The sequence below is a fragment of the Streptomyces afghaniensis genome, from assembly GCF_044327915.1.
Taxonomy (GTDB): Bacteria; Actinomycetota; Actinomycetes; order Streptomycetales; family Streptomycetaceae; genus Streptomyces; species Streptomyces afghaniensis.
The window spans coordinates 129,987-153,920 of the sequence record NZ_JBIRGJ010000006.1 but is presented as its reverse complement, the minus strand read 5'-3'; the positions used below and the strand labels follow the sequence as shown (position 1 = coordinate 153,920).

Sequence of the window (23,934 nt, the reverse complement as noted above, 5' to 3'; positions counted from 1 at the left end):
GGAGGCAACGGGATGACCGCGCGGACGGGCCGTGGAACGGTCGGCAGAACATCGACCAGGCGAGCCAAGGTCGTGCGCATCACAACAGGCATCACGGCGGGAGTCGTTTCCCTGGCCTTGGCACTCCTGCTGACGTCGTTCCCGGAAGTCTCCGAGAGGTTCCGGGCCGAGGACCACGCCTCGGACGCCTTCATCTTCGCCTGGGCTCTGGTCGCACTCCCCGTCGCAGGCCTGCTCCACACCCCCCTTGCACTCGCACGCCGTGCCCGGATCGGCGCGGGCTGGGCGCTGATCGCAAGCTACTGGCTGTACGTCGTACTGATGGCGGCGGTTGCGTGGCAGGTACGGGACTTCTTCCCGGCGCCGGACTCCTCGGGCAAGGAGGGGGGCCTGTTCGGAGGCGCGATCCTGATGGTGATCGGCACGCCGGTGTTCGTCGTCGGCTCGGGTGGCGTCTTCCGTGAGGTACGAGAGGTACGTAGCGACAAGGACACCTCCCTTTCCACACAGATCCGAGACCAACTCACCGCGGTCACCGTGCTCTGCTGTACCTTCCTCGGCGCGGTCACAGGCCTGATCTCCGGCTTCAACTTCAGCTTCCCCCACGACGGCTACCCGGCGATGTTCCTGCCGGGCGGCCTCCTCTGGGGCGCGCTGGCGGGCGCCGCGCTGGGCATGTGCACCAGCGCCCTGATCACGAACTCGCCGGACAGCCGCCGCAGGATGACCGCCGACGCGAAGTCGTTCGCCCGCACGGCAGCGTCGATGCTGGCCTGCTGCCTGTGCGCGTCCCAACTGGGCTGGCTCCTACCGGTGTGGGCGGTGGCCCTGGTAGGCCTTGCGGCTCCGTACGTGCTGTTTGTGGTGGCAGGGGGGTATGAACGGCTGGGGCGGTGGGTGCAGCTCAGGCAGATCGAGGTGCCGAAGGAAGCCATGTACTGAGCCCGGGCGTCCGCTCAGGCCGGGACGTACTCCCTGTCCCACCGACTCTGCCGCACGCCGCCCCATGTGCCCATCACGACCGCGAGACCGAAAAGAACCGCGAGGAGTCCGGCGTTCGAGCTGCGCTCCACATCGGTGGTCGGGCTGGCGACGCCAGCGGGGTCGTACCGAACCCGCAGCTTGTCCCCGGCCTCCACCCAGTCCCCGCACCCTCCACCTTCCGAGAGCGCGGGAGACATCTCGCGACCGCCGACCAGCCGCAGGTCACAGTAGTTGGTCTTGGCGTCGTCCTTGCGAACGACCACGGCGTCGGCCCACTCGCCCCGCTCCGCGAGGGCGACCCGATCGCCTTCCCCGGTTCCGAAGATACCCAACGCCACCCCCGCGACGACGGGAACGACAAGCTGCCAGGCGACCTTCCGCCGCTTGCGCGGAACTCTCCGCAACAGCAGGACCGGTACCAGGACCGATGCGAGTGGCAGCACGATCCAGGCAAGGAGCAGGGCTACCGCGCGCAGCGGCGCCCACAGCGGCACGACGGGGCTGATCCAGGCGAGCCCCAAGGAGCCACCAGCGCAAGCAAGGTTGAAGACCGACCACCGGACGACGTCGGCTCGCCACCAAACCCCGGGCCCACTCCGCCCGGCTCGAACCACGCCCTCAGCCATTGCTTATGCCACTTGCTCGGTTCACGGCCTGGGCCTCCTTGACCGTCACGTCCTGCTCGAACGTGGACAGCCCGTCGGGCAGACCCGGCTGCTGTGGCGGCCCGTCCGGGTCGGCCGAGTCGGTCCACGTCACCTTCCAGGTGATGGACGCCTTGAACGGGTAGGTGCCGGTGCCTGACGAACGCAGGTACGTCACGTTGCAGCCGGAATCCTCGCTGTCGGCCGTGTAGCCGTCCTTGCCCTTGACCAGGTCATAGGTGCAGCTCTGCGGATCGGCGTCGGCGGTACCCGCGTCCACCTTGAGCGCCACGGGAGTGGCGACGGTGGTCGCGGCCAGCTGAACGCCCTTGTAGTCCAGGCTCGCGGTCGTCCAGACGCGGTCGAGATCACCCTTGAACGCCACCCGTGTACCGAGGTTCACGAGCAGCCGGTCCGCACGCGGCTGCAACTCCACCGGCGGAGTGGGCAACTTGGTGGAGTTGAAGGCCAGTTCGGAGAGGATCTCGGGAGTCACCTTGTTGGGGTCCGGCTGCGGGTCCGCCGGAGGAACCCAGATCTCCCAGTTGTCCGTCGTGACGGGGCAGGCCTTGTCGTAGGTGTCATCGGGAAACTGAACCTGCCACCACAGGCCGTCGTCACCCTTGTGGTACTTCTCCGTCTCCCGCTTCTTCGCGTAATCCGCCGCCGGGCTTCCCCCCGCAGCGCCGCCATACGCGCCCTTGATGAACTCCTCGTACTCCTCCGGCGTGTACATGGGCTCGTACCAGCACACCGGAGGTTCCCAGTTGGCGTCGGAGGATGTGGCGGTTGCGGTGGAGCCGCCTGAGGCGGGGGTGTTCTGGTTGATGCGGATGTGGGCGCCGATGGAACCCTTACCTGAGTTGGCGCCTGAGTCGGCGTTCGGTTGGCCGGTTCCCCCGGCTGTGCTGCCGTCACCTCGGGTGTCGTCCGCATACGCCGGCAAGCCCTGCCCGAGCACCAACAGGAGCCCGGCTACGACAGTCGCCCTGAGAACTGGCTGAGCGGCCCCGCCCCTCACCCCTGCACGCACGCGGCATCGCCCTTGTTCCAGTTTTGCTGCGTGACCTGCCAGTCCCCGGCAGAATCCTTCTGCGCCTGGAGCGTGTAGAGGACGAAGCTCTTGTCGCTGGCCTTGGTGCGCAGGACCTTGTTCGTTTTGATCTCCTTGCTGAATGCCTTGCTCTGGTCCTCGCAGTAACGGACCGCCGCCGTCCTGCTGTTCGCGACGTCTGTCACTTCGAACTTGTAGTAGCGGTACTCACCCGTGAGCGTGAGCCCGTCCTTCTTGAAGTCCGCCACCTGCTTGGTCCAGTGGGTCAAGGCAGGCCCCGCGAAATAACGATTCATGTTGGCGGTCTGGTCGTTCCCCAGGGCGAAGGCCTCGATGTTGGCCTGGGCGGAGTACGCCGTGTCCCGCAGGATCGCGTCTTTCGTGGCGTCCCCGGTCGAGTCGCGCTCGACGGCCACCGAGAGGCCTGATGGAAAGTCGAAGGTCGGCGCATTCTCCTCGGCCGAGGCGGAGGCGGACGGCGTGGGGGAACCGGCTCCCGTTTCAGCTCCCGCGATCTTGTCACCGCCCGAGCCCTCGTCCGAATCACTGCTGCAACCAGCCACAGGGAAAGTGACGGCAGTTAGGAGGCAGGCCGCAGCCACCTTCCGGCGCGTGGTCAGCATGGCGCTCGTCCTCAGAGGTAGATGATCGGCGTGACAACGGATGATCCCATGAGGGGCGGCCGCCGATCCAAGTGCCGTGAGGGACTTGTGCAGTTGTGCGACATTCACGAAGCAGGCTTCACAGTAGCGACCACTGATTCTCAGCGGAGGTTCACAGTCCCCACTCCAAGATGGTGACCTTCACACGGTGTACGCACCAGCGCACCCACACATCCACAACGGACTGAGACTTCCGAGATGTTCGCGGTGGCGAAACAGGCGACCTCACGGATACCGTCAGCCCCACCGGACGGCCTGTTCACCACCCTGCGGTAAACCTCCACCCGGCGACGCCCTCAGGCAGCTGCCGCACCACACTGAGAACACAACAAAGATGGCAATTTGGACACCCGATAGCGGTGAGACGATCCTCGCCCGGGACGCGGCCGCCTTCGCGACCGGGACAGCCCAGCAGGTGGCCGGCATGCGCTGGTTCCGCAACCCTGAGCGCGAGGACATCCAGGACGAACTGCCGGGCTGGCCCGAAGGCCCCGCCTTCTCCCCTCGCGAGGAACAGAAGCGCCCCGTCCGCACCGCCGGCCTGTTCGGGCTGCAAGCACTCTACGTTCTGGTCATCGGCGTTCTCGAGACCCTCGCCGGCACCGGCAGCGCCCTGCCCGGCCCGGGTCGCGGCCCGGGCCGCGTACAGGAGCCGGAGAACGAGGTCGACGATTTCCCCGTCATGTGGGCGGCTCGGGACACGGTCGCCAGAAGTCTGCCTTGGCAACTCGACCCCGCTCGCCGCCCGGAGGACTACCGGACCCACGTCATCGTCACCGACCGACGCCTGATCGTCCTCGGCTTGCCGGAGGGCGATCCTCGACGCGACGAGGTGCTCTGGGCCGTCGAACGGTCGAAGATCACCCGCGTCGATCGGATGCGGTTCAGCGATGTGGGCGGCGAGGCCAGGATCCACTTCACGGACGGTTCATGGTGCCGGCTCGCTCCCCCGAGCGCCCGGCAGCACTGGACCGTCCTGCGTCATCTCGCCCACCCCATCGAACTCTTCCCGCTCGACGCCCTCACCCCACGGCAGCGCAAGTACGTCGACTCCTACCTGGAGTCCCTGCCGAACCGAGCCCACTCTGTCGATCCTGTAATCACCCGCCGCCCGAGCGGAAAGCTTCTTGTCGAAGTCGCCATGGAGGAACGAGTGAGAGCCGAACTCGGCATCCTCACGCATAGCTTTTTCATGACCGAGTCAGGCAGGCAGGGCGCCATCACTCCGAAAGACCTCTGACCGTCCACGTAATCCACCACGGCACAACCGACAGAGACCTGATCAAGATGAGTGACCTGCGCCTCGAAGACACCGTATTCGAGCACTTGAAGAAGACCTTCTCCTCCATCAGCGACCGCATGGAGGACGCCCGCCGCAGCCTTCGAGGCGCCGACGCCTCGGCGGTCGGTGAGAGTCAACTCATCGAAGATGTCCAGGACTTCGCCGACGACTGGAGCTACGGCATCAAGCAGCTCGGCAAGCACACCCACGGCGCGGTGAAGATGATCAACAAGATCGGCCAGACGTTCGACGGGCTCGACCTGGAGCTGGCCGAATCCCTCAAGGCCAAGAAGAAGGGCAAGTGACGTGGCTGGGCAGCGGCCCCCGTTTCCGCACATCGGCCGGGACCCCACTCCGGGCAGCGTGGAGGACACCCGGGAACTCGCCAAACGGCTGGGGAAGCTGGCCGGCGAACTGAGCACAGCGGTACAGGAGCTGGAGCGAATCGAGTGCGGCGCCTGGAAGGGCAAGACCGCGATCGCCTTCACCGAATACATAGGCCAGGACGTCACCCCGCTCATCCGCAAGAGCCACGAGTCCTTCGACAAGGCGTCCCGGGCGCTCCACCGCTGGGCCAACGAACTCCAGGACTTCCAGGACGAGGCGGACCGGCTGGAAAAGGCGGCCGGAGAGAAACTCGACGCCAGAGCCGAGGCCAAGGAAGGCACCCCGGAGTACGGCAAGGCCTCAGGCGACGTGACCGGCCTTCTCGGCAAGCTGCACGACCTCGAGGAGCGCTACAAGCAGGCCGCGGCAAAAATCAGCAAGGAGCTGGACAAGGCCGCCGACATCGCCCCTGACGAGCCGGGCTTCTGGGAGAAGCTGGGCCAGGGCATCTCGGACGCATGGGACGCGACCGGCGACTGGCTCAAGGAGCACGCCGACCTGATCAAGGCGATCGGTGACGTGCTCGGCGACATCACCGCGGTACTCGGCATGCTGGCCATCGTCACGCTCCCGTTCCCGCCGCTCGCGGCCATCTTCGGCACGGCCGCGCTCATCGGCGCGGGCCTGACGCTGGCAACTCATGGAGTGGCCAAGGCTGCCGGTGCGGATGTGAGCTGGGCCCAGCTCGGACTCGACGCAGTGGGTCTGTTGCCCGGCATCGGAATGTTCAGTAAGGGAATCAAGGTGGTCGGCGCGGGCAAGGCGGCACTGACCGCAGAGCGGCTCGGCACAAGCTTCAATGCGACCAAGATCGGCAGCTCTCGAGTCCTCATGTCCTTCGGAAAAGAGTCCGCAGATATTGTCGGCGGGTTCGGCAAGGCCGGCTTGGTGAAGATCGGCGGGATGTCCGACAACGTCTTCGAGGTCGCACACAGCAGCAGCGGCTTGATGTCCCGGATGGGAGGCCTCTCTTACGCGGGCTACCATCAAGGACAGTTGATCGGCTCCAAGGGCGCCAACCTGATTCCGGGGGTGAACATCAACCCGTTCGGGGCAGGAGGTATTGCCCTCGACGCCGGCCTCAAGATTGCCCCCAAGATCTACGGCCATGTGGCGGGCGACTAGCCCGAAGTCTCGTCATCTCACTCCAGGCGACCACGAGTAAGGGATTTGTGAGGATATGAGCGTTTGGCTGCCCGCATCAGGCGAAACCCTGATCGCCCGTGCTCCGCTGGCTTTCGCCACGGGAGAGGCCACGCAGGTCAAAGGAATGCGATGGTTTCGCGACACCGAACGCAATGACATCCAGAACGAACTCGTCGGCTGGCCCGAGGGCCCTGCCTACACCGCCCGGACCGCAGGCGATACCGCCGCCAGGAACACCCTGAAGGGCGCCGCGATGGCCGTAGGCGTAGCCGTCATGGGTCTCCTGTCGTCCCAGGCCGGCAGCGTCGGCCCAGGCCGTTCAGACAAGGGCTCGAACACATCTCACGACCGGGCCGACGAGGTCGAGGACTTCCCTGTCATGTGGGCCGATCCTGGCACCATCGCCCGCACCCTGCCCTGGCAACTGGACCCCGCCCGCTCCCCTCAGGACCAGTACCGCACGCACGCGGTCATCACCGACCGCCGACTCGTGATCGTGGGCTTCCCCTATATCAAGGGCGATGAGAAACGCATCGATGATGACTTCCTTTGGGAGGTCCCTCGAGCTGCCATCACAAGGGTGGAACTACGGGACTTCAAGATCGGCAACGACGCGAAGATCGTATTCGCTGACGGCTCCTGGTGCAGGGTGGGCAGCATCAACCGGGAGCGGCTCACTCGGTATCTGATCGAACCTCCCGAATTCATCCCGCTGACATCGCTCACACAGGCCCAGCGGAACACTGCCGAGAGGTTCGCAGCGGCCCAGGCTCCAGATGCCCAACCGCCTCTGGTCAAGCAGAATCCATGCGGCTGCTTCCGTATCGAAGTTGTGGCTCCGAGCACCATTCACGCATCCTTCGGTCACTCCGGGCTGAACACGGTGATGGACGCGAACGGCACCGAACTCCGCCTGACGGAGTACCACCAGGAAGACTTCCTGACCTGACCCTGGCTCTGCACTCGACCCGAACGGCGTACTGCTTCGAATGATCCCCGCCACTGCCTCCACGAACACACAGCACGAAAGTGCCGCCGGCGGGAACCTGCCACCCCTCTGGTTCCTCGCTCCCGAGGGTTTCTTCGCCCTTCCCATAGCAGCCACCCCGGAGGAACGCAGTGAGCGCGCGCTGTCCTTCGTGCGAGAGCTGTACTCGCGAGGCGACGAAAGCATATGGGAGCCTGCCGCTCCCTTTTATGCCGCTATAGCCGAACTCGTGGGAGACACCGGTGTCTCCTACGCGGCGATGGGCCTGTTCTCCACAGCGGAGGAAGGCGACGTCCCAGACGGCCAGGCGCTCAGGCATGAACCAGCCGAAGGCATCGCGCAATGTGCCCTCACCGTGGCCATTGCCCCAACGGATCAGGCCGACGCTGACACCGATGTCGTCGCCCAGGGCATCCTGGCCACTCTGGCCGGCGACCCGTACAACGACGCCATCTGGCTCGACCTGCCGTGCGGCCCGGCGGTGTCATGCATCACCCTGCGTGAGTACAGCCTTGGCCCCGAACTGGCCGCGGGGGGCGAGGAGACGAAGCTCCTCACGGGCCAGATCCAGGTTCACGTGCCGTTCCCGACGGGCCCGTACACAGCGATCTTCACGCTTTATACGGCCTCGATGGACCATTGGACCGAGATCTACCGATTGATGTCGGCCTTGCTGCAGACGGTGTCCTTTGTCGATCCGGCGGAGGGTATGGGTAATGAGTCATCGGAGGATCCGCACGAAGACGCTTGACCCGCTGTGAGGGGTCCGCCCTTCTCCGGCTCCGCTGATCATTCAGCCCTGGAGCGAACAAGGTGAACTGGTAAGGCCGGCCGCCAGAGGCCGAGATCAAGGCGTCTCCTCTGCTTCGCATCGACGGGATACGAACAGCCGGACCGACTTCCCAGGCTCAAGTGTCGGACTTGCGGCTCAGTGGCTACGTCAGCTCCAACGGGCTCCAGCCCTCAGTGGGACTTCGTCCGTCGGGGACGGCCTCGGCTGTCCTCTCCGCCGTACGTGTCGCGTCTGAAAGCCGCGAGGACATACCGCCATGCCCTGTCGGTCGCCCCGGGACGCGGCTTCAGAAGTCCACCGTCACAGTCTGCGCGATGCTGTCCGCCGCCGTTTCCATTTCGTCCGTGATACCGGGCACCGTCCATGACACCAACAGCATGACGGCGCTCTCGGCCCCAGCTGGCAGGATGCCGTACGTCAGTGTCTCCATCAGCATTCCTGGGCCATCGCGTCGAGGATTGTCGGCGGCGAAGTCCTGACGGATGCGCACGGCGGGGCCGACCGGCAATTCGGGCTGTGAGATCTGCGGAGGACCGAAGTCATCGGCGCTGAAGGTCTCGGCCAGCCAGTCCAACGTAATCCTGGGAACTGTCTCATCGGGGTGAATCAAATCGACTTCCAGAATCGCCAGGGCGGTGTCGAAGCCGTCAGGAAAGAACGCGAACGCATAGAAAGGGTCTCGGCTGCGGCTGTCTTCGGCCCGAGCTTGCAGCTCTTTCCTCAGCGTCCGTTTGTCCAGTTCGTAGCCCGCTGCCTTGCCACGGTCGCGCAGCTCCGCTGCCGTGTTCTTGGCCCAGCCCTTGACGTCATCCAATGGCTCGACCGGGAGCGGCACCCAGTCGGTCGGAACGACGATGCCGCATGCACTGATCTCACTCATGATCGCCCTCACTGCCCACCCACACCAGCGACGCGGCCACCGCGTCGAAGAGCTGGACCATCGCGTCCGCGATCTGCACCAGGGGGGTGGAGAAGGTCAGTAGCAGACACGCGCCGGCTCTCGGGACCGGCAGTTGATAGTCGAGCGTGACCGAGGGGAGAGTCTCGGCACTACTACCCGGCATACCTGGTGGGGCCGGGCGATCGGGCTGTCCTGTCGACCTGCGGGTGCGCACCGCAGGCCCCGAAGACAGTTCGACAACGGACACTTCCAGCTCATCGTCGGCGGAGAGGCGGGCGGCGATGTCCTGCACATTCGACTGACCTTCGCCGGGCAGCGGCGGCAGGAGCGTAACGAGCAGAGAGGCTGGGATGGTGAAAGCGCCAGCCTGCTGCAGACTCAGGTACAGCTCAATGCCACCGTCCCGGAACGCCGCGGCTGCCTGCGCCAGCAGGCTCTCACGCAACTGCCGCTTGAGGTGAGGGGCGTTGTCGACTCCCTCGAACTGTCGGTTGATCAGTGCGTCGACCGAGCGCTCGCGGAGCTCCGGTTCGATGCGCACACGGAACCACCCCTCCGGCAGGAGCAGCCGGTAATCAGTCGGCGGTGCGATGCTGTCACTGCCTCCAGCCGTGGTCGTGGTAGCTCCGATGTGGTCGGCAGGCCTCATACGTTGGCTTCTTCCTTCTCGATCACCTTGTCGTACGAGAAGCGGCTTGCAAGCGCACTCGCCAGCGCGGGAACCAGCGCCGCCGCGATGGTCAGCGCAGACAACAAGCCTGCCAAGAACGCCGGCAGTTCGTCACTGAAGAGGCCGGCCAGCAGCACAGCACCGAAGAGCGGGAGTGCGAGGAGTTCGTTCCGGCCGATGACAGAGCGGTGCCAATCGGTCTCCTTGCGGGCTTCCTTTGCTTCCATCGGTGACATTTTGCGGACGTCCGCACTGAGCATGTGTCCCTGCCACCAGACATTGGCGTTCTTGGCATGCCGGAGCTTCTCGTCCACAACAGGAACTTCCAAGGCCGCTTTCAGCTCAGCCCACCGATCGCGCCCCTGGTGTCCCGTGAACCAGTGCTTCCACGGCAGCAGCGCCCGCGCCTCACCATTGCGATCCTGGAACTCGACAGCCATCAGTTCCCCTGTCGTGGGATCGGCAAGTCGCACCAGCCTCGCCACTCCGTGCACACCGGCCCGCCCAAGCCAGCGTTCTTCCCCCACCGTGTTGGTCAAGACCACGTCGTCGGGAAGTACCCGAACGGACGCCGTTCGCAAGAACCGCCGCGTCGCTCCGGCTCCCGGCGAAGGCCTGAACATCAGGGCTCCGGCGAACCAGTCGCTTTTCCTGTTCCGCCACCACGCCGCGATTCGCACGACGCCATCTGATGCGGGAATCAGGAGGAGGGCGCACGCCGCAACAGGCATGGCCCAAACCAGATCAGCGGAGAAAGCGATCACGACTGCGACGAACCACCCGAACATGCCGAGCCCTCTTGCCCAGCTGTGCCACCGGGGCAGGTCGGCATGGACAGCTCGGTCCGGTCGGATACCACGGCTGTTTCCCTCTCTTTCAACGCCGCCTGCGGGCTGCGAGCCCTCTTTCAGCGGAATTTCAAGAGTCGCGACAAGGTCCCTGAGTCCGGTCCGGTCAAAGCACTTCGAGGGCGCCAGGTCCATGGCCCCGACCACACCCGCCTCGGGCAACCATGCTGCGAGCGGTACACGCAGAACGTCCCGCTCTCCCTCACCCTTGAAGGCCAGGACGCCCCAGCGTTCCATGGGACGCTTCTGCACGGTGTCCCAGAGGTCGCCAGGCGGGTAGAAGACCGCTTGCCGGATACCATCGGCACCGACCGCGTACCGACGCTCCCGAAACCGAGCGTCGCGCACCACCAGGGTGTGCCCTTCGGCATAGAGCCGGGCCCGGCGCACGACGTGGGCATTGTGGGGCTGCGCACCCGCGGGGCGCGCGACTGGCTCGGCCGGTTGCCGTAGCGACGCACTCAGTCCAGGCTGCTCAACCATTGCTTGCCCTGATCATCCGTTACTCGTTGTGGTGGCATCCTTGATCCCGGTTGCCGACCAAACCCCGTCGCCCAGTCCTTGCACTCCCACAAGATCACCAATCTCCCCCGTGATCTTGCCCTTGTCGAGCAAGTCGGTGGTCGACGCGACAGCGGTGGAACCGGCCCAGATCCGGGTCTGGGTCTCGAACACGTCGGTTGCGGCCTTCACCGCGCTGTCCGCCCGCAGACCCTCGGACATCTGGTCGAGGCTCCTTTGCAAGCTCGTGACACCAGGATCATTCAACCCTGGCCGGACCCCCGACCATGTATCGGCCCGTCCGAGTTGCCGGAGGTTACTCGGGCTCAGGTCCTTGACCGCCTTGAGGCTGTCCACCGACTCCTTCCAGATCAGCTTCGGATTGAAAGCATCCGCCATCCGCTGGGCACCAGGGAACCAGCCCTTTGGCGCCTTGGCGATCGCCTCGGCGCCGGCCTTGCCGCGCAGGGCTCCACCGCTTTCTCGGTTGGCCTGCTTCCAGGCATTGTTGACGGCCTTCTTGTACGCGGCGGAGCCGGGCTTCGCCTTGATGCCCTCCCTGAGCGCCCTCGCCCTCGCAGATCGGCCAAGGCTCTTGGCTGCCGCCGACGCCCCTTTGGCCCCAGCGAGGGCGCCCCGATCGATACCCAGCGTCGCAATGCCTACGACGTCGAGGGCGACATCGAACCAGCTGCCTTTGCCGGCCAGAGCAAGAAGGGTGTGCCCAACGAGCGAAAACAGGGTGGCTGCAAGCGCGATGGTGCCGAGAACCCCGGCAAGTACCTGCCCAACAATGGGGATCCATCCGACCATGAGCGCCAGCGTCCCGCAAACAATCGAGACCCAACCCGACACGTTGAGCGCCGTCTCCATCCATCCGGAATTATCGTTGACCCAGTCCTTGAACTTGTCCCAGGCACCGTCCTTCAGGCCGTCGTGATCGATGGCGTACCGGATGGAGTCACGCGCCCTCTTCGCGCGGCAGCATCGCGTACTTCCTTGGCTGCCTCGAGATGCTTTTTCGCCCGCTCCAATGCCGAACTCGCGGCATCTTGGCGCTTCTCCAGCTTCTTGCGGTCCGGATCTTCGTCGGCTGTGGCCTTCGGGAGTTTATCGATCGCCGTACTGCTCGCGTTGTGCTCGTCGTGCGCGTCTCGTGCATCACGAAGCGCTTTGTCGGCCATGGTCTGCGCGCGGTCGAGTTCCGAGGCGTATTGACTGGAGCAGACGCCATGGATCACCTTCTCCCCGAGGGCATCAGCGGCGGCGTCGTAGCGCTTGAATGCTTTCCGCAGCTTCCCCTCGGCTTCTTCGGCGTCCTTACGGAACTCTTCGGCGGTCTTACTCTTCCACTCGTCGACAGATGCAAGTGCCTTGATCTCATCCGCCTGCTTTTTGATGGCCTCGGCGGTCTTCCTGAGCTCTCGGCCGAGCTTGGCGACTTCCTCCGGATCCCCTGGAATCGGGTCGGACGCCTCGCCGATCACTGCCCACTCTTCAGCGCGTGGACGCGTCACTGAGCGCCTCCCCCTTTCGGCTTCTCCTTGCCCGCATTCCGCAGGGCCTCGGCGAGTGCGTGGTCGATGTCTTCATACGACTTCGCCGCAGTGGAAAGAAGCTTCGAGAGATTCTCAAGCTCTTCCGTGAGACGCTCCCGATGAATCTTCCAGTTGTCGCTGAATTCGTCGAAGACACCAACCAATCCCTGGTCGCCCAGGATGTCCGTCCCCAACCCTTCGGCAGGATTTGCGTTCTTGTCGAACTCCCGGTGGATCTTCGAGAGAGACCTGGCGCTCTCCTTGATTCGTTCGATATCGGCAGTCTGATCCGACACGAAGCCCCCACTGAGAAACGTAGTGGCGCAGCCCGATGGGTAGGCCGCGAGGGCCCACCCCGTGTGCTGTTGTTCTGCAAGCAGAGTGATCGTCCACTCTGGGACAGCAGCTTACGGGTGTGGCCTGGGATGCCACGTAGCAGGCTCGCGAACGAGCCGTCATGAAGTCGCGCACACTGTTGCCATCGGGAACGTCACAGTGCCGCACTATCGCCTCACTGGCGAATCAAACGGACATACCGCCAATTGCGGCTGTGATCCGCAGCCACTGGATGACTGGGCACGCCGTCGCTGGCGAGGCAGCCCTCGACACCTCGCGCCCCCAAGAAAGATGCGCAGATCACGGGCTTCCGCAACACGCTCAACAAATCCGCCCGTCAGCAGTAGGGCGCCGGATCGCCGGGCCACGACGGCAACCAGCGCCATCCCTGTACGGGCACGATCAGGACACAGCAACCCCTGCGGGAGCCCCACACATCCCGAATTGCCCCTGTTCTCGCGGAAGTTCGCTCTGGTGAAACCGGAAACCTCACCGGTACCGTCAGTGCCCTAACTGAACTTCTGTTTCTCACGGGGAGCCACTGTGAAGCGCCGCCCATTGCCCGTTGCTGCCGCGCTTGCGGCGACAGCGGCACTGCTGTTGACGGCCTGCGGTAGCGGGGACGACAAGCCCGGCGACAACGACAAGATCGCCGGAGCCGACCAGGGAACGAAGACGCCGACGAAGTCAGCATCGCCCTCGGGAGTGCCAGCGGGGGACAAACCGGACGGCGTGGACGTGTCCCTGCCGAAGGACATGGACCTGGTCTTCGACTGGGACGAGCCGAAGGACAAGAACGAAGCGGCTGCGATGCAGGATGCGGCGAACTTCGTCCGGGCCATCTACCGAGGCGTCGACAAGCGCACGACCAAGGACGCCTCCTTGGTCGCCTACTCGACAGGCGATGGGACGAGGTACGCGAAGACGCAGATCAACGCCCGGCTAGAAGGCGGCTGGACGGCACAGGGCACACGGCGCCACTACCAGGCCACCACCCGGTCCGCACCGAACGGCAACTCAGTGGAGGTTGCGTTCTGTGTGGATTCGAGCAAGTTCTACTCCAGAGAGATCAAGACCGGAAAGGTGCTGAAGGGCGCCCCCAGCATCACGGACTTCGACTACTTCAAGATCATCATGGTCAAGCTCCCCACCGGAGATGGTCTGTGGCAGGCGTCCAAGGTGTACGTCGAGGGCAAGGCGGCGAAGTGCCAGTGAACAGGTCACTTAACCTGGCCCTCAGTACAGGCGCAGCTGCTCTGGGGCTGACCATGGGCGTACTCGCCCTCGCGGCACCGGCCTACGCCGGGGAAGAGCCGGCCAATACCCAGGGCGCCAACACAGAACAGTCGGGTGGCGGCAACGGCAAGGGCATCTACGCCGCCGCCCGTATCCAGTACTCCGGATCCGTCGCCAAGGGCGGCGGGACCGGAAACGTGACGTCCTCGGACGTCAACTGGACACCGCCTCCCTGCTGGTACGCCCCTTACCTCGGTGCCAAGGACTTCAAGAAGGAGATGTCCAAGCACATCGAGAGCCAACTGAACACACCCGGAATGGGTGGGACCGCCGGTTCAGCGCTCGGCGAGACAAAGCGCCACTACGAGGACGGGGTCGGCTGGACTGGGAAGCCCGGCTACAAGGACTACAACGTCGAGAACGACGGCAAGGGAATGTTCTGGGCCGGCGTCGAGAACCCCAACGAGCCGGATCCCCTCAAGCGGTCCTCGTGCACGGAACTCCCCTTCTGGGTCGAGAACGGCGATGCCCCGCCGCCCCAGTATGAAGAGGCCATCACCCCGGAGATCCTCGCCGCTCTCGCCTACCAGCACATGGAGCTCCCCGACACCAAGGTCACCCTCGCTCCCGAGGCCACCACCAAGGTGAACCTGCCGACCTGGGCCTGGCTCGACAAGGCCGTCTTCGACGAGGTCCAGGCCACGGCGGCCCTCAACGTCCCCGGCTTCAACATCCAGGCCACCACCACCGCCAAGCCGGTCTCCCTCAAGCTGGAGCCGGGCACCGAGGACGCCGAGACCTACCCCGCCTCCGGCGAGTGCACCATCAACGCCGACGACTCCATCGGTGAGCCCTACGCCAAGGGCAAGTCCGACGAGGCACCGCCGTGCGGGGTCAAGTACCTTCGCTCCTCCGGCGACGGCACGTACAAGCTCCGGGCCACCATCACCTGGGAGATCAACTGGACCGGCACCGGCGGCGCCGGCGGCGACCTCCCGAACGGCACCTTCGGCAACGACCAGGACGTCACCGTCCAGGAAATCCAAGCCGTCAACCGCTGAGAGCCAAGCCTTCATAACAGGACAGCTTCTGGGACGACACCAAGGGGTGGCTCCACGACAACGCCGATCTCTTCAAGACGATCGATGACCTGGTCGGAGGCCTGAGCGGCATCCTCGGCATGCTGGCCATCATCACCATGCCCTTCCCGCCTCTGGGAGCCATCTTCGCGACGGCCGCGGCTGTGACCGCTGGCATCGCGCTGATCAGTCACCTTCTGGCCAAAGCAGGAGGCGCTGACGTCAGTTGGTTCAGCATGGGCCTCGAAGCGCTCGGGGCCATCCCTGGCATGGCGTCACGACAATCGAGCGGAACATCGCCGGAATCGGCGACAACGTCGCGGGTCCCCTACGCGGCCCGGCTTTACCCTTCCCCTTCTTCCGAAGCAGTCGGCTTCATCACTGTGGCTCTGTATAGGCTGGTACGCGTGGATGTGGCGGGGTGCCTTGGGTGTGACCTTCTGGCCGGTCGCCACGAGCTGCCCGGAGGCATCCTGCACGAAACCGCTGCCTGGGTGGTGAACCACGTCGTCGGTCCGTTGAATCTCGGCACCTTGATCGTCGGTCCGCGGGAGCACGTCGTGGCCATCGCGGAGCTCGACGACACGGCAGCGGCGGAACTCGGCCCCCTGCTGCGCGATACCGCTCGTGTCGTGGAGACGTTGTGTCGGCCTGAGCAGACCTACGTCTGCATGTGGTCGCACGGCCGCGACGCGCGCAAGCACCTGCACATCGCGGTCCAGCCGGTGACCGCAGAGGTGCGGGCCCGCTACGGCGGGCTGCGCTCCGAGCAACTCCAGGCCCGGATGCTGGCGGACGGTGACGAGCCCGACATCGCGGAAGTCGAGCAGTTCTGCGAGCAGGCTCGCGAGCTGTTCCGAGAGATCGCCCGCAGCAGCGCCGAAGACCGCAGCTGATCACCAGTGCCGGGCCGACGTCACGTCGTGGTCGGGCGAGCAAATGCAAGGAACCAGGGCATTCCTCTCCGCCACGCACCACCCAACGCGAAGTTGGAAAAGGCTCAGTGTCAGTCCTCACTCGTACGTAGTAGAGCTGCGAGTGTCGAACGAAGCACAGAGCACGCCTGGACAGGCATAGTGCCCTCGACCAGCTCGGCCTGAGGCCTTCGAGGTTCGGGGGGGGGGAGCCTCGCCGTTGCACCACCCAGCGGGCGAAGGTATCGCTAGGCAGTCGTCACAGGCACGCCCGCGTCGGCCAGCGCCTCCGTGATGGCCTTGGCATCGGGCGACCGGAATTCGATTGCCTCTCCCGAGCGAAGCAGCACGTCGACCGAGGACGGAAGCCACGCCACCCCACTGCCGACAAGGACTGCGCCCTGTACTTCAACGAGTGGCAGGTCGAGGGCAGCCCCGTCCGTCCCGCGAGCCAGCAGGACGCCTGTGTCGACTGTCAGCGCCCCGGTACGCGAAGGGCCGAGGTCCCAGACAGAGAAGGACGACCCGGCGGACTGGTTGTCCGGCTCCCCGAGCCCGTAGCGCACTGGGTGGACCACGGCTCCGTTGGCGAAGGCCGGGGCGAGGGAAGCCGCGGCGGAATCGAGTTCGGCCTGCTCACGGCGGCGCATGCGTACGATCTTTGGCACCCCCACCACGATGACCAGCAGCGCCAGCAGTCCTGCTACGGCCAGACCAGAGGCGTCTTGGGGGCGTGCGATGACGAAGACCACGGTGACGATGACAGCGGGAGCGAACAGAGCCGCGTAGAGCAGCGCCGGATGAATTCGCATGCCGGACAGGTAGGTCTTCGGCGACTCGGCACGGGTCGACGCCTGCCGTTCCAGTTGTGTGCGATGCAGCTCTCTCCTGCGTGCCCGGGCACGGATCACTCGTTCGCGTTCGGCCCAGCCGTACCGAGCCCCGTACTTCCTGATCGTGCTCCAGGCGAAGAGCCCCACCACGACCAGGCAAGGGAGCAGCCCGAGGACGGAAGGGTCGGACATTCCCGCGAAGACAGCGACCGCCGAGATGAGCGCCAGGACAAGAATCAGCGCCGAATAGAAGAAACGGCCGTGCGGATACCCCTCCGTGCCGTAGCTGGTGGGGAAGTCCGCGTCGTGACCGCGGTCCACTGCTGCCCACTGCCGAAGCAATTCGAAACGCCGGACCGACCGCTTGCGCAGTGCGCGGAGGACGAGCAGAGCCGGAACAGCGAGGATGGCCAGCACAATAGCCAGCACGACCGCTACCGCGACGTCGGTGCTGTCGCTCGACTCGGAGTCGGCGGCAGCGATGACCATTGCGGGCACGAGCCCGGCGACAAGGGTCACGACGCCTGCGCACAGCAGGAAGACAAGGGCGCGGCCGCGGGACAGGTCCTCGCGGACCAGCATGCCCAGTGCCTTCGCCTGATCTTGCAGGCGGGAACCGCGGTCCGGCCAACTGTCCGGTGCGCCGGGAGGCTCGGGTAGCGGCGCCGCTCGAAAGAGCGAGGCGCGGGCTGGGGGGTGACCGTTGGTGGTGTTCGTCGTCATGTCCGTTCCTGTGTCGTCCACTCATTCACTCGTTCGAGAGACGAAGAGCGAGTGGCCGGCGATGACTGCGACCGTGGACGATTGGCTACCTGCGGATCTGTGTGATTACCCCTGACCGGCTTGACGAAAGGTCCGTCCGTCCGCTCTGGCAGGGACCACAGCGGACGGACGCCACACGAAAGGGACTACAGGTGGGACGATCTCCCCAGCCCAGGCGTCGCCCAGTAACGGCGTCGGCGTTCGCTTGCGAGCAGCCAACCACAAGGCGCCCATCCGGTAAGGAGAGGGACAGTGAAGTTTCCGTCCCTGGGTGCTTGATCGGGCTGGGGGGAACCGGTCTCTTCGTCCTCCTGGCCACAGTTGACTGGCTCTGGGGTGACGACACGTGGCAGTGGGCATCCGAAGCCTGGCCAGGCGGCGCGTACGGCTTCGCCGTCTGTGTCGGCGTGTGCGGGCCATTGGCCGCGGCACTCTCGGTCATCTGCCTGAGCCGCATGGACTGGAAGTCCTGGAGGGAACACACAGCACGCACTGTGGCCAACACAGTGGTGGGCAGCGCAAGTACTACCGCACTTGTGCCATACATCTCTCTGGTCTTCAACGCCCAAGACAGTGGCAAGCTGCGCCAAAGCGCCGTTACCTCTCCTAGTTGGGTGTTCAGCAACTACCCATGGCTATGGGCCGTTGGGCTGCTGTCCACCATGGCAACCATCACCGCGCTCATCTGGGTTTTCATGGTCAACAACCGCCGACGACGTCGGGCAACTGCCCACGACGCGCTGGGCAACATCGACAAGGGACACGTCGGCCCAGCTCCACAGTGATCCTCACCTGACCTGCCTCACCTTGCCCCGTCACGTCCAGTGCAACGTGCCGGCCACTGTGTCGAAGAGGCGCACCATCTGGTCGGCCAACGGGTCCACCGGGGTGGAGAAGTTCAGCATGAGCCAGCGCTTCGTAGCCGGGATGGGAACGTAGTACGTAAGCGTCGTAGTCGGCAGCGTGTTCCCCATCTGATTCTCGGGATCGGGGGCATCACGACGGCGGAGCCGAACGGCCGTGCCGGCCGCCTCCAGTTGCGTCACTCCGAGCTCGGTCTCAGCCCCTGCATTGCGGACGGCGAGGTGCTCCGCCAACTCATTCGCATCCGAGCACACGGGCCACTCGTCCGCCGCCGGGACGCTGATGAGCAGGGATGACGCCAGAGGAACAGGTCCAACAGTGAGCAGAGAAAGGTACATCTCCGTGCCACCGATCCCGTACGCGCTCTGCGCTCGCTTCTGCAGGTCACGCATCAACTCTTTCTTGAGATGCGGCGCATTGTCGATGCCTCGAAACTGCAGGTCAGCTAGAGCAAGAATGCTTTGATCACGCTCATCTGGATCGAGCGAGATCTGAAACCAACCATCGGGGACGATCAGATTGTAGTCCGCAGGCGGTGAGGAGAAGTAATCAGCCGTCTTCATCTGTACGCCAATCAGCCAGCATGGCCGACTTCATTCCCGTCGGCATCCACAGGGATATACTGCATAGTGGACACTAGCTCGTCCGTCAGTCGCACGATTTCATCACTATGCTGCATACTCCGCCACGTTACTCTGATTACGATCAGGTAATTAACCCCCGGAGGGAATACAGCATACTTGATGAACTCACCGATCTGGCGACCAAAACCCAGCAGTCTCTTCGTCTTCAGTACTGCTTGGATACGCACCGCAGGACCGACACCCAATCCAAGGTTCCTGACATCTGGTTCACCAACAACTTCCGCATTCGACCAGTCCAGCAGGAGCGGCACGGCTTCGGCGGGAGAAGGCCTGGGTGTCTCATCCTCGCCATACGTATCGACCCGGAGGTCTGCAAGTGCTACCCCACCAGGGGTATAGAATGCGGACGCGAGAGTCGGTTGATCCGAATTTAGATCACGGATCCGATCCACAAGGTCGCTCAACAGGTCGCGTTCCTTGACTGTCAGCTCCAAGGGATTGAAACGCCTCATCGCCGCACCGGCCATTCCCAACGCCTCGGAATGTGTCCCGTCGTCCAGCGTCAGATCGATCCAACCCGGTTGAAAGTCAAAACGACACACATGATCGGCAATCGATCGGTCATCTTCGTGCTCGTCCACCATGACTCCTATCAGTCCAACAAGGGATTGAGATTGCTGTCCAAGGCCATGCCGACCGACGTGACGCCGACCCCGACCATGGAGACTCCCGTGGCAACATTCGAGATCCGGCTTACTGCCGCGTGGTCGCTCAGCCCCTGAGCAGCAAACTTAATATCCTTCAGATCCGAAGCGACGCCCGGGTCTGCTAGGGAGAAGGAACGCCCCGCCCCCACTGCCGCGTTACCTTCCCCTCTGATCACAACCTTATTCCAGGCAGCACCGTAGTTACCCGACCAAGGATTCAGGGCTCTGAGGTTCTCCCCATACGACTTACTTGAGAAAGGCTCCGTGAAGACTTCCTTCATGGATTTCCATCCATCGCCAGGCTCCAGCTTGAACGGTTCCAGCTTCTTCCTGGTGGAGTCCTTGAGCGAGTCCCAAGCGTTCCCCTTCTCGACTCTGAACTTATCCCCTGCCGCCTTGTTCAGCCTCTTACCGGCCCGACCCAACTGTTTTGTTGTTCTCGCAGCACCGGCCTTGTTCATTGTACTGAGGGCATTCTTTGCATATCTGCCTGCAACTTTGGAAAATGCCTTCCCTACTCCCATCATGGCGAGCCCGAGCACAGCGAACCCCAGATCCTTCAGCCCCTTGTCACCCCGGATGACCTGGATAACCGTGGCAACGGTACTCACCAGGGTGGCAAAGGTGGCCAGTGCGCCGAGCACTCCGGCCAACGCCTGCCCGACGATGGGGATCCACCCCACGGCAAGTGCGGCACATCCCAGCCAAGTCGCAGCGGTCTCTGCAAAACTGCCAATCGTGTCGACCCAATCGTCGAACTTGTCCCAGAAACCGTCCTTCAGTGAGTCATTGCTGATAACTGCTTCGAGCGCCTCAGACGCCCGTTTTGCCGCATTGTCGCGAATCTCCTTAGCCTGGACTATCTTTTCTCGGGCGGCGGCGATATCGTCTCCGGCGGACTCCCGCTGCTCTTCCAGCTTCTTCTTGTCGCCCTTGTCCTTCTCTGCGAGCCCGTCCAGGCTCCTCTGGGCCGTGCCTTTACGGTCCTCCGCGTCCTTGGCGTCCTTGAGGGCCGCGTCGGCGATCTCCTGTGCTCGGTTCAAGTCCGATGCATAATCAGTGGGCTTGGCATGGAGCTTGTCCTGGTACCCGCCTCCCACCTCTGTCACCTTGGTGCCAAGGGCATCCGCTGCGGTGTCGTACCGCTTCAGCGCGGCTTCTAGCTTCTTGACATTGCCCTTCGCCTTCGCGCGGAACTCCTTGCCTGCCTTGCTGTCCCAGGAGTCGACTTCGCTGACCGCCTTGAGATTTCTGATCTGCCGTTCCAGCTCTTCGGCGGTCTTCCGGAGTTGGCGACCGAGCGCAGCAACTCGATCCGGATCACCCGGAATCGGATCACTGTCTTCAATCGGATGCCAGTCACGAGGCCGTCCCGACATGGCCTACTTCCCCCTCTTGGCAGGCTTCGGGTTCCGCGCGCCGCGGATCGCCTCGGCCAACCCGTGATCAATGTCCTCGTAAGCCTTGGCCGCCGTCTTAGCGATCTTCGCCAAGGCCTCGACTTCCTTCGTCAGCTTCTCTCGGGTGATCTCCCAGTTGCTGGCAAAATCCTCGAATTTGTCGGCCAGCCCTCCATGCCCGAAGTCATCCCCGTATTTTCCGCTCAACTTCTCCAGGCCATCAAAAGCCTTCTTGACGTTACTGAGCCCGGTCCCCATCTCTTTGATCACATCGAGATCGGCCCGAGTGTGGTCACCCTCACCAGACATGACGCCCCCGCTGTACCGCGCTGTCGATCCTCAAGACTGACGGTGCGGCGCGGCGCCCGCGCACCTCGCCACACCGCCTCACAACCCTCAACAGGAAGTCACTTGCGGGCCTGTTTGGCCAACTCCTCATCAATCTGCTCGAACTTGTCCGCAGCCATGGTCAGGTAATCACCCATGCCGTCCAGACCGTCCAGCGTCGTCTTCGTGCCCTGCACGAACTCGTCGAAGTTCTCGTCGAACGCCTTCGACGACGACTTCGTGACGTAGCCGGACTGCACGAGGTTGTTGATGTACTTGCGGAGGCCCTCGAGCTTCTCCTGGAGCTTTTCCTTCTCCTTCACGACATGCTTGGCAGCTTCCCGCATGTCCTGATATGTGATGTCAAGGTCCTTGGCCATGAAGCCGCTCCCTCTCACAGCACCGCAGGGCCAACCCCCGTGGCTCCCTGTTTGCGGACTCATCGGCCTCCCGGCCGAGTTGCCGGTCGCACGTGGCAACCGGTGTGATCGTCCGCTCTTGCGTCAGCAGTTTAGGGGTGTGACCGGTCTTGCTGATGCGGACTGCACCCCCGCCACTCGATCGGATGCTGCCTGGTCGCCTGCACCTGCAGCCACGGCCCGAACGCCGCCTCCCAACCCGCCACGCGGCTCAAGCGTTCGGCGTCTCGATCAGCGACCCGCCCAGCTTCGCGGCGTTGAACCGCATCAGCTTCGCGAGCTTGACGTCGCCGTTCAACGCCTTCCATTCGTCGGTCTGGTCGAGGCTTGCGAAACAGACGAGGTCGCGCTTGTCGCCGACGACGTGATCGGGGAAATCTCGCGGCGCGGCAGATAGATCGCGGAGGACTTCGAGCCCGTAGGCGGTCGACAGCGACCGGCCGCGCGCCATCTCCAGCAACGGCGTCCATGGGTTGTCGGTCTGATCCTCGGTCACCGCGACGATACGCACGAGCGGCGTACGCAGCGAATGCCACGGCCAGCCAACCGGCTCGCCGGCCGCGCGCCCGAGGAAACGTTGGTGTTTCATGATTTCGCCGCAAAGGGGCGTCGCGTGCTGCTATAACCTCGTCATGTCTCTTGTGACACTGGCTGCCGATTGGCAGGCGACGGTTAGTGCGTTAGCGGGTGTGGGCGCAATCGCTGCGGCTGTGTGGGTGGGCTGGTGGGGAGTGCGCACGGTACCCCGCCGGAAGATTGCGTATGCGGTTGAGTTCACACCTTTGCTTTCCTCCGTCCATAGTGGGCTGACTGTCAGCCTCGGTGCAGACGTGATTGCGGAGCCTCACACCGCAACACTCAGGCTGTCCAACATCGGCCATCGCGAGCTTGAGGCCAACCAATTCAACGGAGCGCCATCGACTTCGATATGAACGCCCGGATCGTAGCCGTGCTGGAATCCCACAGCACAGACAATCGACGGGAACCGCCTGTTGTTATTCGCGGAAACACGCTGAGTGTTCAGCCACATGTTATTCACGATCGGCAGGACGTCACTTACAAACTATTGCTCGACGGTAGCGATCCCAAGCTGACACCGAGGCACTCACTGAGTGCCAGGGTCAGAGAAGGCACTCGCATGTCATTTTCAGACGAGCGCGAGGCTAAGTTCCTTAGCATCTTGGGCATTACGGGAATTGCTGCACTGCTGATTTTCGGAGGACCTACGCTTCGTGAGGCGGTCCGCGACGCAGATGCCCCGCCCGACCCGAGCCCTACAGCTTCACCAGCTGGTCGATGACGCGCTGCAGGTCGCCGAGGCGCCGCGGCGAGTCGCCGAACGTCCGCCGAGTGACTGCCACATAGCGGCCGGTCGCGTACAGCTCGACCGAACCGTCGCCGAGCCGCAGTCGACGGCCCGCGTCACCGGGCAGTCGGCCGTGAGCGCACGTCCAAGGACGCGCCGTGACCGCCTACGCCACCGGCGAGGGGCTCCACTACGCGCAGGCACAAATCAACGAGTGCATCCGACTGCGCCAGGGTAGTCAGGTCGGGCTTGGGGTCGGCTACCGCGAACCAGCAGCCCGGCTCTTCCCCTTGCCCTTCTTCCGAAGCCTCCGCACCCGTTCCCGCTCCACGGCCGCCCGCTCCGCGGCCCGCGCGCCGGTCCAGCGGTGGACGGACCAGCCAACCAGGCCGGCGCTGAGGACGTAGGCCAGGAACGCGCTGCCGGTCCCGGAGATGTAGGCACAACTCTCCGACCGGCAGTTCCTGCCGGGCAGGCCGCTCAGCAGAAGGAAGAACGGCCCGAACGCCGCCGCGCAGCAGACCGCCGTGCCGACGGCGTGCAGGTTTCGCGCCAGGCGGGTTCGATCCGAGAGCCCGGAGGCACACCGCAGCCAGCCGGCCACCCCGAGCACGGTGACCGCACCAAGGACACCACCGACCGCCCAGGCGCCCCCGGGCAAGTCCACCAACGTCGGCACCACCTCACGGGCGAATCTCTTCCCCAGGCCCATGACCAGCAGGAGCACGCCCGCGCCGACGACCAGCCCGAGGATCACCCCGACCATCCC

27 protein-coding genes are annotated in these 23,934 nt (G+C 64.3%); 10 read left to right on the top strand and 17 right to left on the bottom strand.

The features are described 5' to 3' along the window. The first annotated feature begins 72 nt into the window (after window positions 1–72). Window positions 73–942, top strand: a complete 870-nt coding sequence (locus ACH4G3_RS23140; RefSeq protein ID WP_397626314.1) for a hypothetical protein — start codon at window positions 73–75, stop codon at window positions 940–942. A gap of 14 nt (window positions 943–956) precedes the next feature. Here ACH4G3_RS23140 and ACH4G3_RS23135 read toward each other — a convergent pair whose 3' ends face one another. The 3 genes from ACH4G3_RS23135 to ACH4G3_RS23125 all read right to left on the bottom strand — a co-directional run bounded on the left by ACH4G3_RS23135 (window position 957) and on the right by ACH4G3_RS23125 (window position 3,305). Then, window positions 957–1,505, bottom strand: coding sequence for a hypothetical protein (locus tag ACH4G3_RS23135; RefSeq protein WP_397626313.1), 549 nt, complete (start codon window positions 1,503–1,505; stop codon window positions 957–959). A gap of 97 nt (window positions 1,506–1,602) precedes the next feature. Continuing rightward, window positions 1,603–2,364: a hypothetical protein gene (locus tag ACH4G3_RS23130; protein ID WP_397626312.1), complete on the bottom strand. Its 762-nt coding sequence runs from the start codon at window positions 2,362–2,364 to the stop codon at window positions 1,603–1,605. A 281-nt stretch (window positions 2,365–2,645) separates the two neighbouring features. Next, window positions 2,646–3,305 carry a hypothetical protein gene (locus tag ACH4G3_RS23125; RefSeq protein WP_397626311.1) on the bottom strand — a complete coding sequence of 220 codons (660 nt, stop codon included), beginning with the start codon at window positions 3,303–3,305 and terminating at the stop codon, window positions 2,646–2,648. 373 nt (window positions 3,306–3,678) lie between these two features. On the opposite strand from ACH4G3_RS23125, the gene ACH4G3_RS23120 reads away from it, so the two are divergent. From ACH4G3_RS23120 to ACH4G3_RS23100, 5 genes are all read left to right on the top strand, one after another. Next, window positions 3,679–4,584: a hypothetical protein gene (locus ACH4G3_RS23120; protein ID WP_397626310.1), complete on the top strand. Its 906-nt coding sequence runs from the start codon at window positions 3,679–3,681 to the stop codon at window positions 4,582–4,584. Window positions 4,585–4,631: 47 nt separating this feature from the next. Further along, entirely contained in the window at window positions 4,632–4,931 is a 300-nt protein-coding gene (locus tag ACH4G3_RS23115; protein WP_397626309.1) for a hypothetical protein, read from the top strand. Between the two features lies 1 nt (window position 4,932). Beyond that, entirely contained in the window at window positions 4,933–6,138 is a 1,206-nt protein-coding gene (locus tag ACH4G3_RS23110) for an enoyl-CoA hydratase/isomerase family protein (protein ID WP_397626308.1), read from the top strand. A gap of 55 nt (window positions 6,139–6,193) precedes the next feature. Next, window positions 6,194–7,108, top strand: a complete 915-nt coding sequence (locus tag ACH4G3_RS23105; RefSeq protein ID WP_397626307.1) for a hypothetical protein — start codon at window positions 6,194–6,196, stop codon at window positions 7,106–7,108. 268 nt (window positions 7,109–7,376) lie between these two features. Beyond that, window positions 7,377–7,898, top strand: a complete 522-nt coding sequence (locus ACH4G3_RS23100) for a hypothetical protein (RefSeq protein ID WP_397626306.1) — start codon at window positions 7,377–7,379, stop codon at window positions 7,896–7,898. Window positions 7,899–8,226: 328 nt separating this feature from the next. On the opposite strand, the gene ACH4G3_RS23095 is transcribed toward ACH4G3_RS23100, so the two are convergent. From ACH4G3_RS23095 to ACH4G3_RS23070, 6 genes are all read right to left on the bottom strand, one after another. Next, complete coding sequence (locus tag ACH4G3_RS23095) at window positions 8,227–8,820, bottom strand: hypothetical protein (RefSeq protein ID WP_397626305.1); 594 nt, start codon at window positions 8,818–8,820, stop codon at window positions 8,227–8,229. Further along, window positions 8,813–9,382: a hypothetical protein gene (locus tag ACH4G3_RS23090; protein ID WP_397626304.1), complete on the bottom strand. Its 570-nt coding sequence runs from the start codon at window positions 9,380–9,382 to the stop codon at window positions 8,813–8,815. The genes ACH4G3_RS23095 and ACH4G3_RS23090 overlap by 8 nt, the downstream gene beginning before the upstream one ends. A 104-nt stretch (window positions 9,383–9,486) precedes the next feature. Continuing rightward, entirely contained in the window at window positions 9,487–10,749 is a 1,263-nt protein-coding gene (locus ACH4G3_RS23085) for a hypothetical protein (protein ID WP_397626303.1), read from the bottom strand. A 105-nt stretch (window positions 10,750–10,854) separates the two neighbouring features. Continuing rightward, window positions 10,855–11,733, bottom strand: coding sequence for a hypothetical protein (locus ACH4G3_RS23080; protein WP_397626302.1), 879 nt, complete (start codon window positions 11,731–11,733; stop codon window positions 10,855–10,857). Window positions 11,734–11,786: 53 nt separating this feature from the next. Next, the gene (locus ACH4G3_RS23075; RefSeq protein WP_397626301.1) at window positions 11,787–12,377 is read right to left on the bottom strand and encodes a putative T7SS-secreted protein; all 591 of its coding nucleotides are present in this window, start codon (window positions 12,375–12,377) and stop codon (window positions 11,787–11,789) included. Next, window positions 12,374–12,694, bottom strand: coding sequence for a hypothetical protein (locus ACH4G3_RS23070; RefSeq protein WP_397626300.1), 321 nt, complete (start codon window positions 12,692–12,694; stop codon window positions 12,374–12,376). Before ACH4G3_RS23070 ends, ACH4G3_RS23075 begins: the two co-directional genes overlap by 4 nt. 583 nt (window positions 12,695–13,277) lie before the next feature. Between ACH4G3_RS23070 and ACH4G3_RS23065 the strand changes: the two genes are divergently transcribed. The 3 genes from ACH4G3_RS23065 to ACH4G3_RS23055 all read left to right on the top strand — a co-directional run bounded on the left by ACH4G3_RS23065 (window position 13,278) and on the right by ACH4G3_RS23055 (window position 15,945). Beyond that, window positions 13,278–13,949 carry a hypothetical protein gene (locus ACH4G3_RS23065; protein ID WP_397626299.1) on the top strand — a complete coding sequence of 224 codons (672 nt, stop codon included), beginning with the start codon at window positions 13,278–13,280 and terminating at the stop codon, window positions 13,947–13,949. 53 nt (window positions 13,950–14,002) lie between these two features. Beyond that, window positions 14,003–15,031, top strand: a complete 1,029-nt coding sequence (locus ACH4G3_RS23060) for a hypothetical protein (RefSeq protein ID WP_397626298.1) — start codon at window positions 14,003–14,005, stop codon at window positions 15,029–15,031. 119 nt (window positions 15,032–15,150) lie between these two features. Next, window positions 15,151–15,945: an HIT family protein gene (locus ACH4G3_RS23055; RefSeq protein ID WP_397626297.1), complete on the top strand. Its 795-nt coding sequence runs from the start codon at window positions 15,151–15,153 to the stop codon at window positions 15,943–15,945. 266 nt (window positions 15,946–16,211) lie between these two features. Here the strand turns inward: ACH4G3_RS23055 and ACH4G3_RS23050 are convergent, their stop codons facing one another. Further along, complete coding sequence (locus ACH4G3_RS23050) at window positions 16,212–17,519, bottom strand: hypothetical protein (protein WP_397626296.1); 1,308 nt, start codon at window positions 17,517–17,519, stop codon at window positions 16,212–16,214. A gap of 314 nt (window positions 17,520–17,833) precedes the next feature. On the opposite strand from ACH4G3_RS23050, the gene ACH4G3_RS23045 reads away from it, so the two are divergent. Beyond that, a complete protein-coding gene (locus tag ACH4G3_RS23045) occupies window positions 17,834–18,343 on the top strand; it encodes a hypothetical protein (RefSeq protein WP_397626295.1) in 510 nt (169 codons plus the stop codon). A gap of 30 nt (window positions 18,344–18,373) precedes the next feature. On the opposite strand, the gene ACH4G3_RS23040 is transcribed toward ACH4G3_RS23045, so the two are convergent. The 7 genes from ACH4G3_RS23040 to ACH4G3_RS23010 form a co-directional block, all read right to left on the bottom strand. Continuing rightward, window positions 18,374–18,985, bottom strand: coding sequence for a hypothetical protein (locus ACH4G3_RS23040; protein ID WP_397626294.1), 612 nt, complete (start codon window positions 18,983–18,985; stop codon window positions 18,374–18,376). A gap of 11 nt (window positions 18,986–18,996) precedes the next feature. Beyond that, complete coding sequence (locus ACH4G3_RS23035; RefSeq protein WP_397626293.1) at window positions 18,997–19,650, bottom strand: hypothetical protein; 654 nt, start codon at window positions 19,648–19,650, stop codon at window positions 18,997–18,999. 8 nt (window positions 19,651–19,658) lie between these two features. Continuing rightward, entirely contained in the window at window positions 19,659–21,092 is a 1,434-nt protein-coding gene (locus ACH4G3_RS23030) for a hypothetical protein (RefSeq protein WP_397626292.1), read from the bottom strand. 3 nt (window positions 21,093–21,095) lie between these two features. Then, window positions 21,096–21,422, bottom strand: coding sequence for a hypothetical protein (locus tag ACH4G3_RS23025; RefSeq protein ID WP_397626291.1), 327 nt, complete (start codon window positions 21,420–21,422; stop codon window positions 21,096–21,098). 98 nt (window positions 21,423–21,520) lie between these two features. After that, window positions 21,521–21,820, bottom strand: coding sequence for a WXG100 family type VII secretion target (locus ACH4G3_RS23020; protein ID WP_082319687.1), 300 nt, complete (start codon window positions 21,818–21,820; stop codon window positions 21,521–21,523). A 250-nt stretch (window positions 21,821–22,070) separates the two neighbouring features. Further along, entirely contained in the window at window positions 22,071–22,448 is a 378-nt protein-coding gene (locus tag ACH4G3_RS23015) for a hypothetical protein (protein ID WP_397626290.1), read from the bottom strand. 976 nt (window positions 22,449–23,424) lie between these two features. Next, window positions 23,425–23,931, bottom strand: coding sequence for a hypothetical protein (locus ACH4G3_RS23010; protein WP_397626289.1), 507 nt, complete (start codon window positions 23,929–23,931; stop codon window positions 23,425–23,427). Window positions 23,932–23,934: the final 3 nt, after the last annotated feature.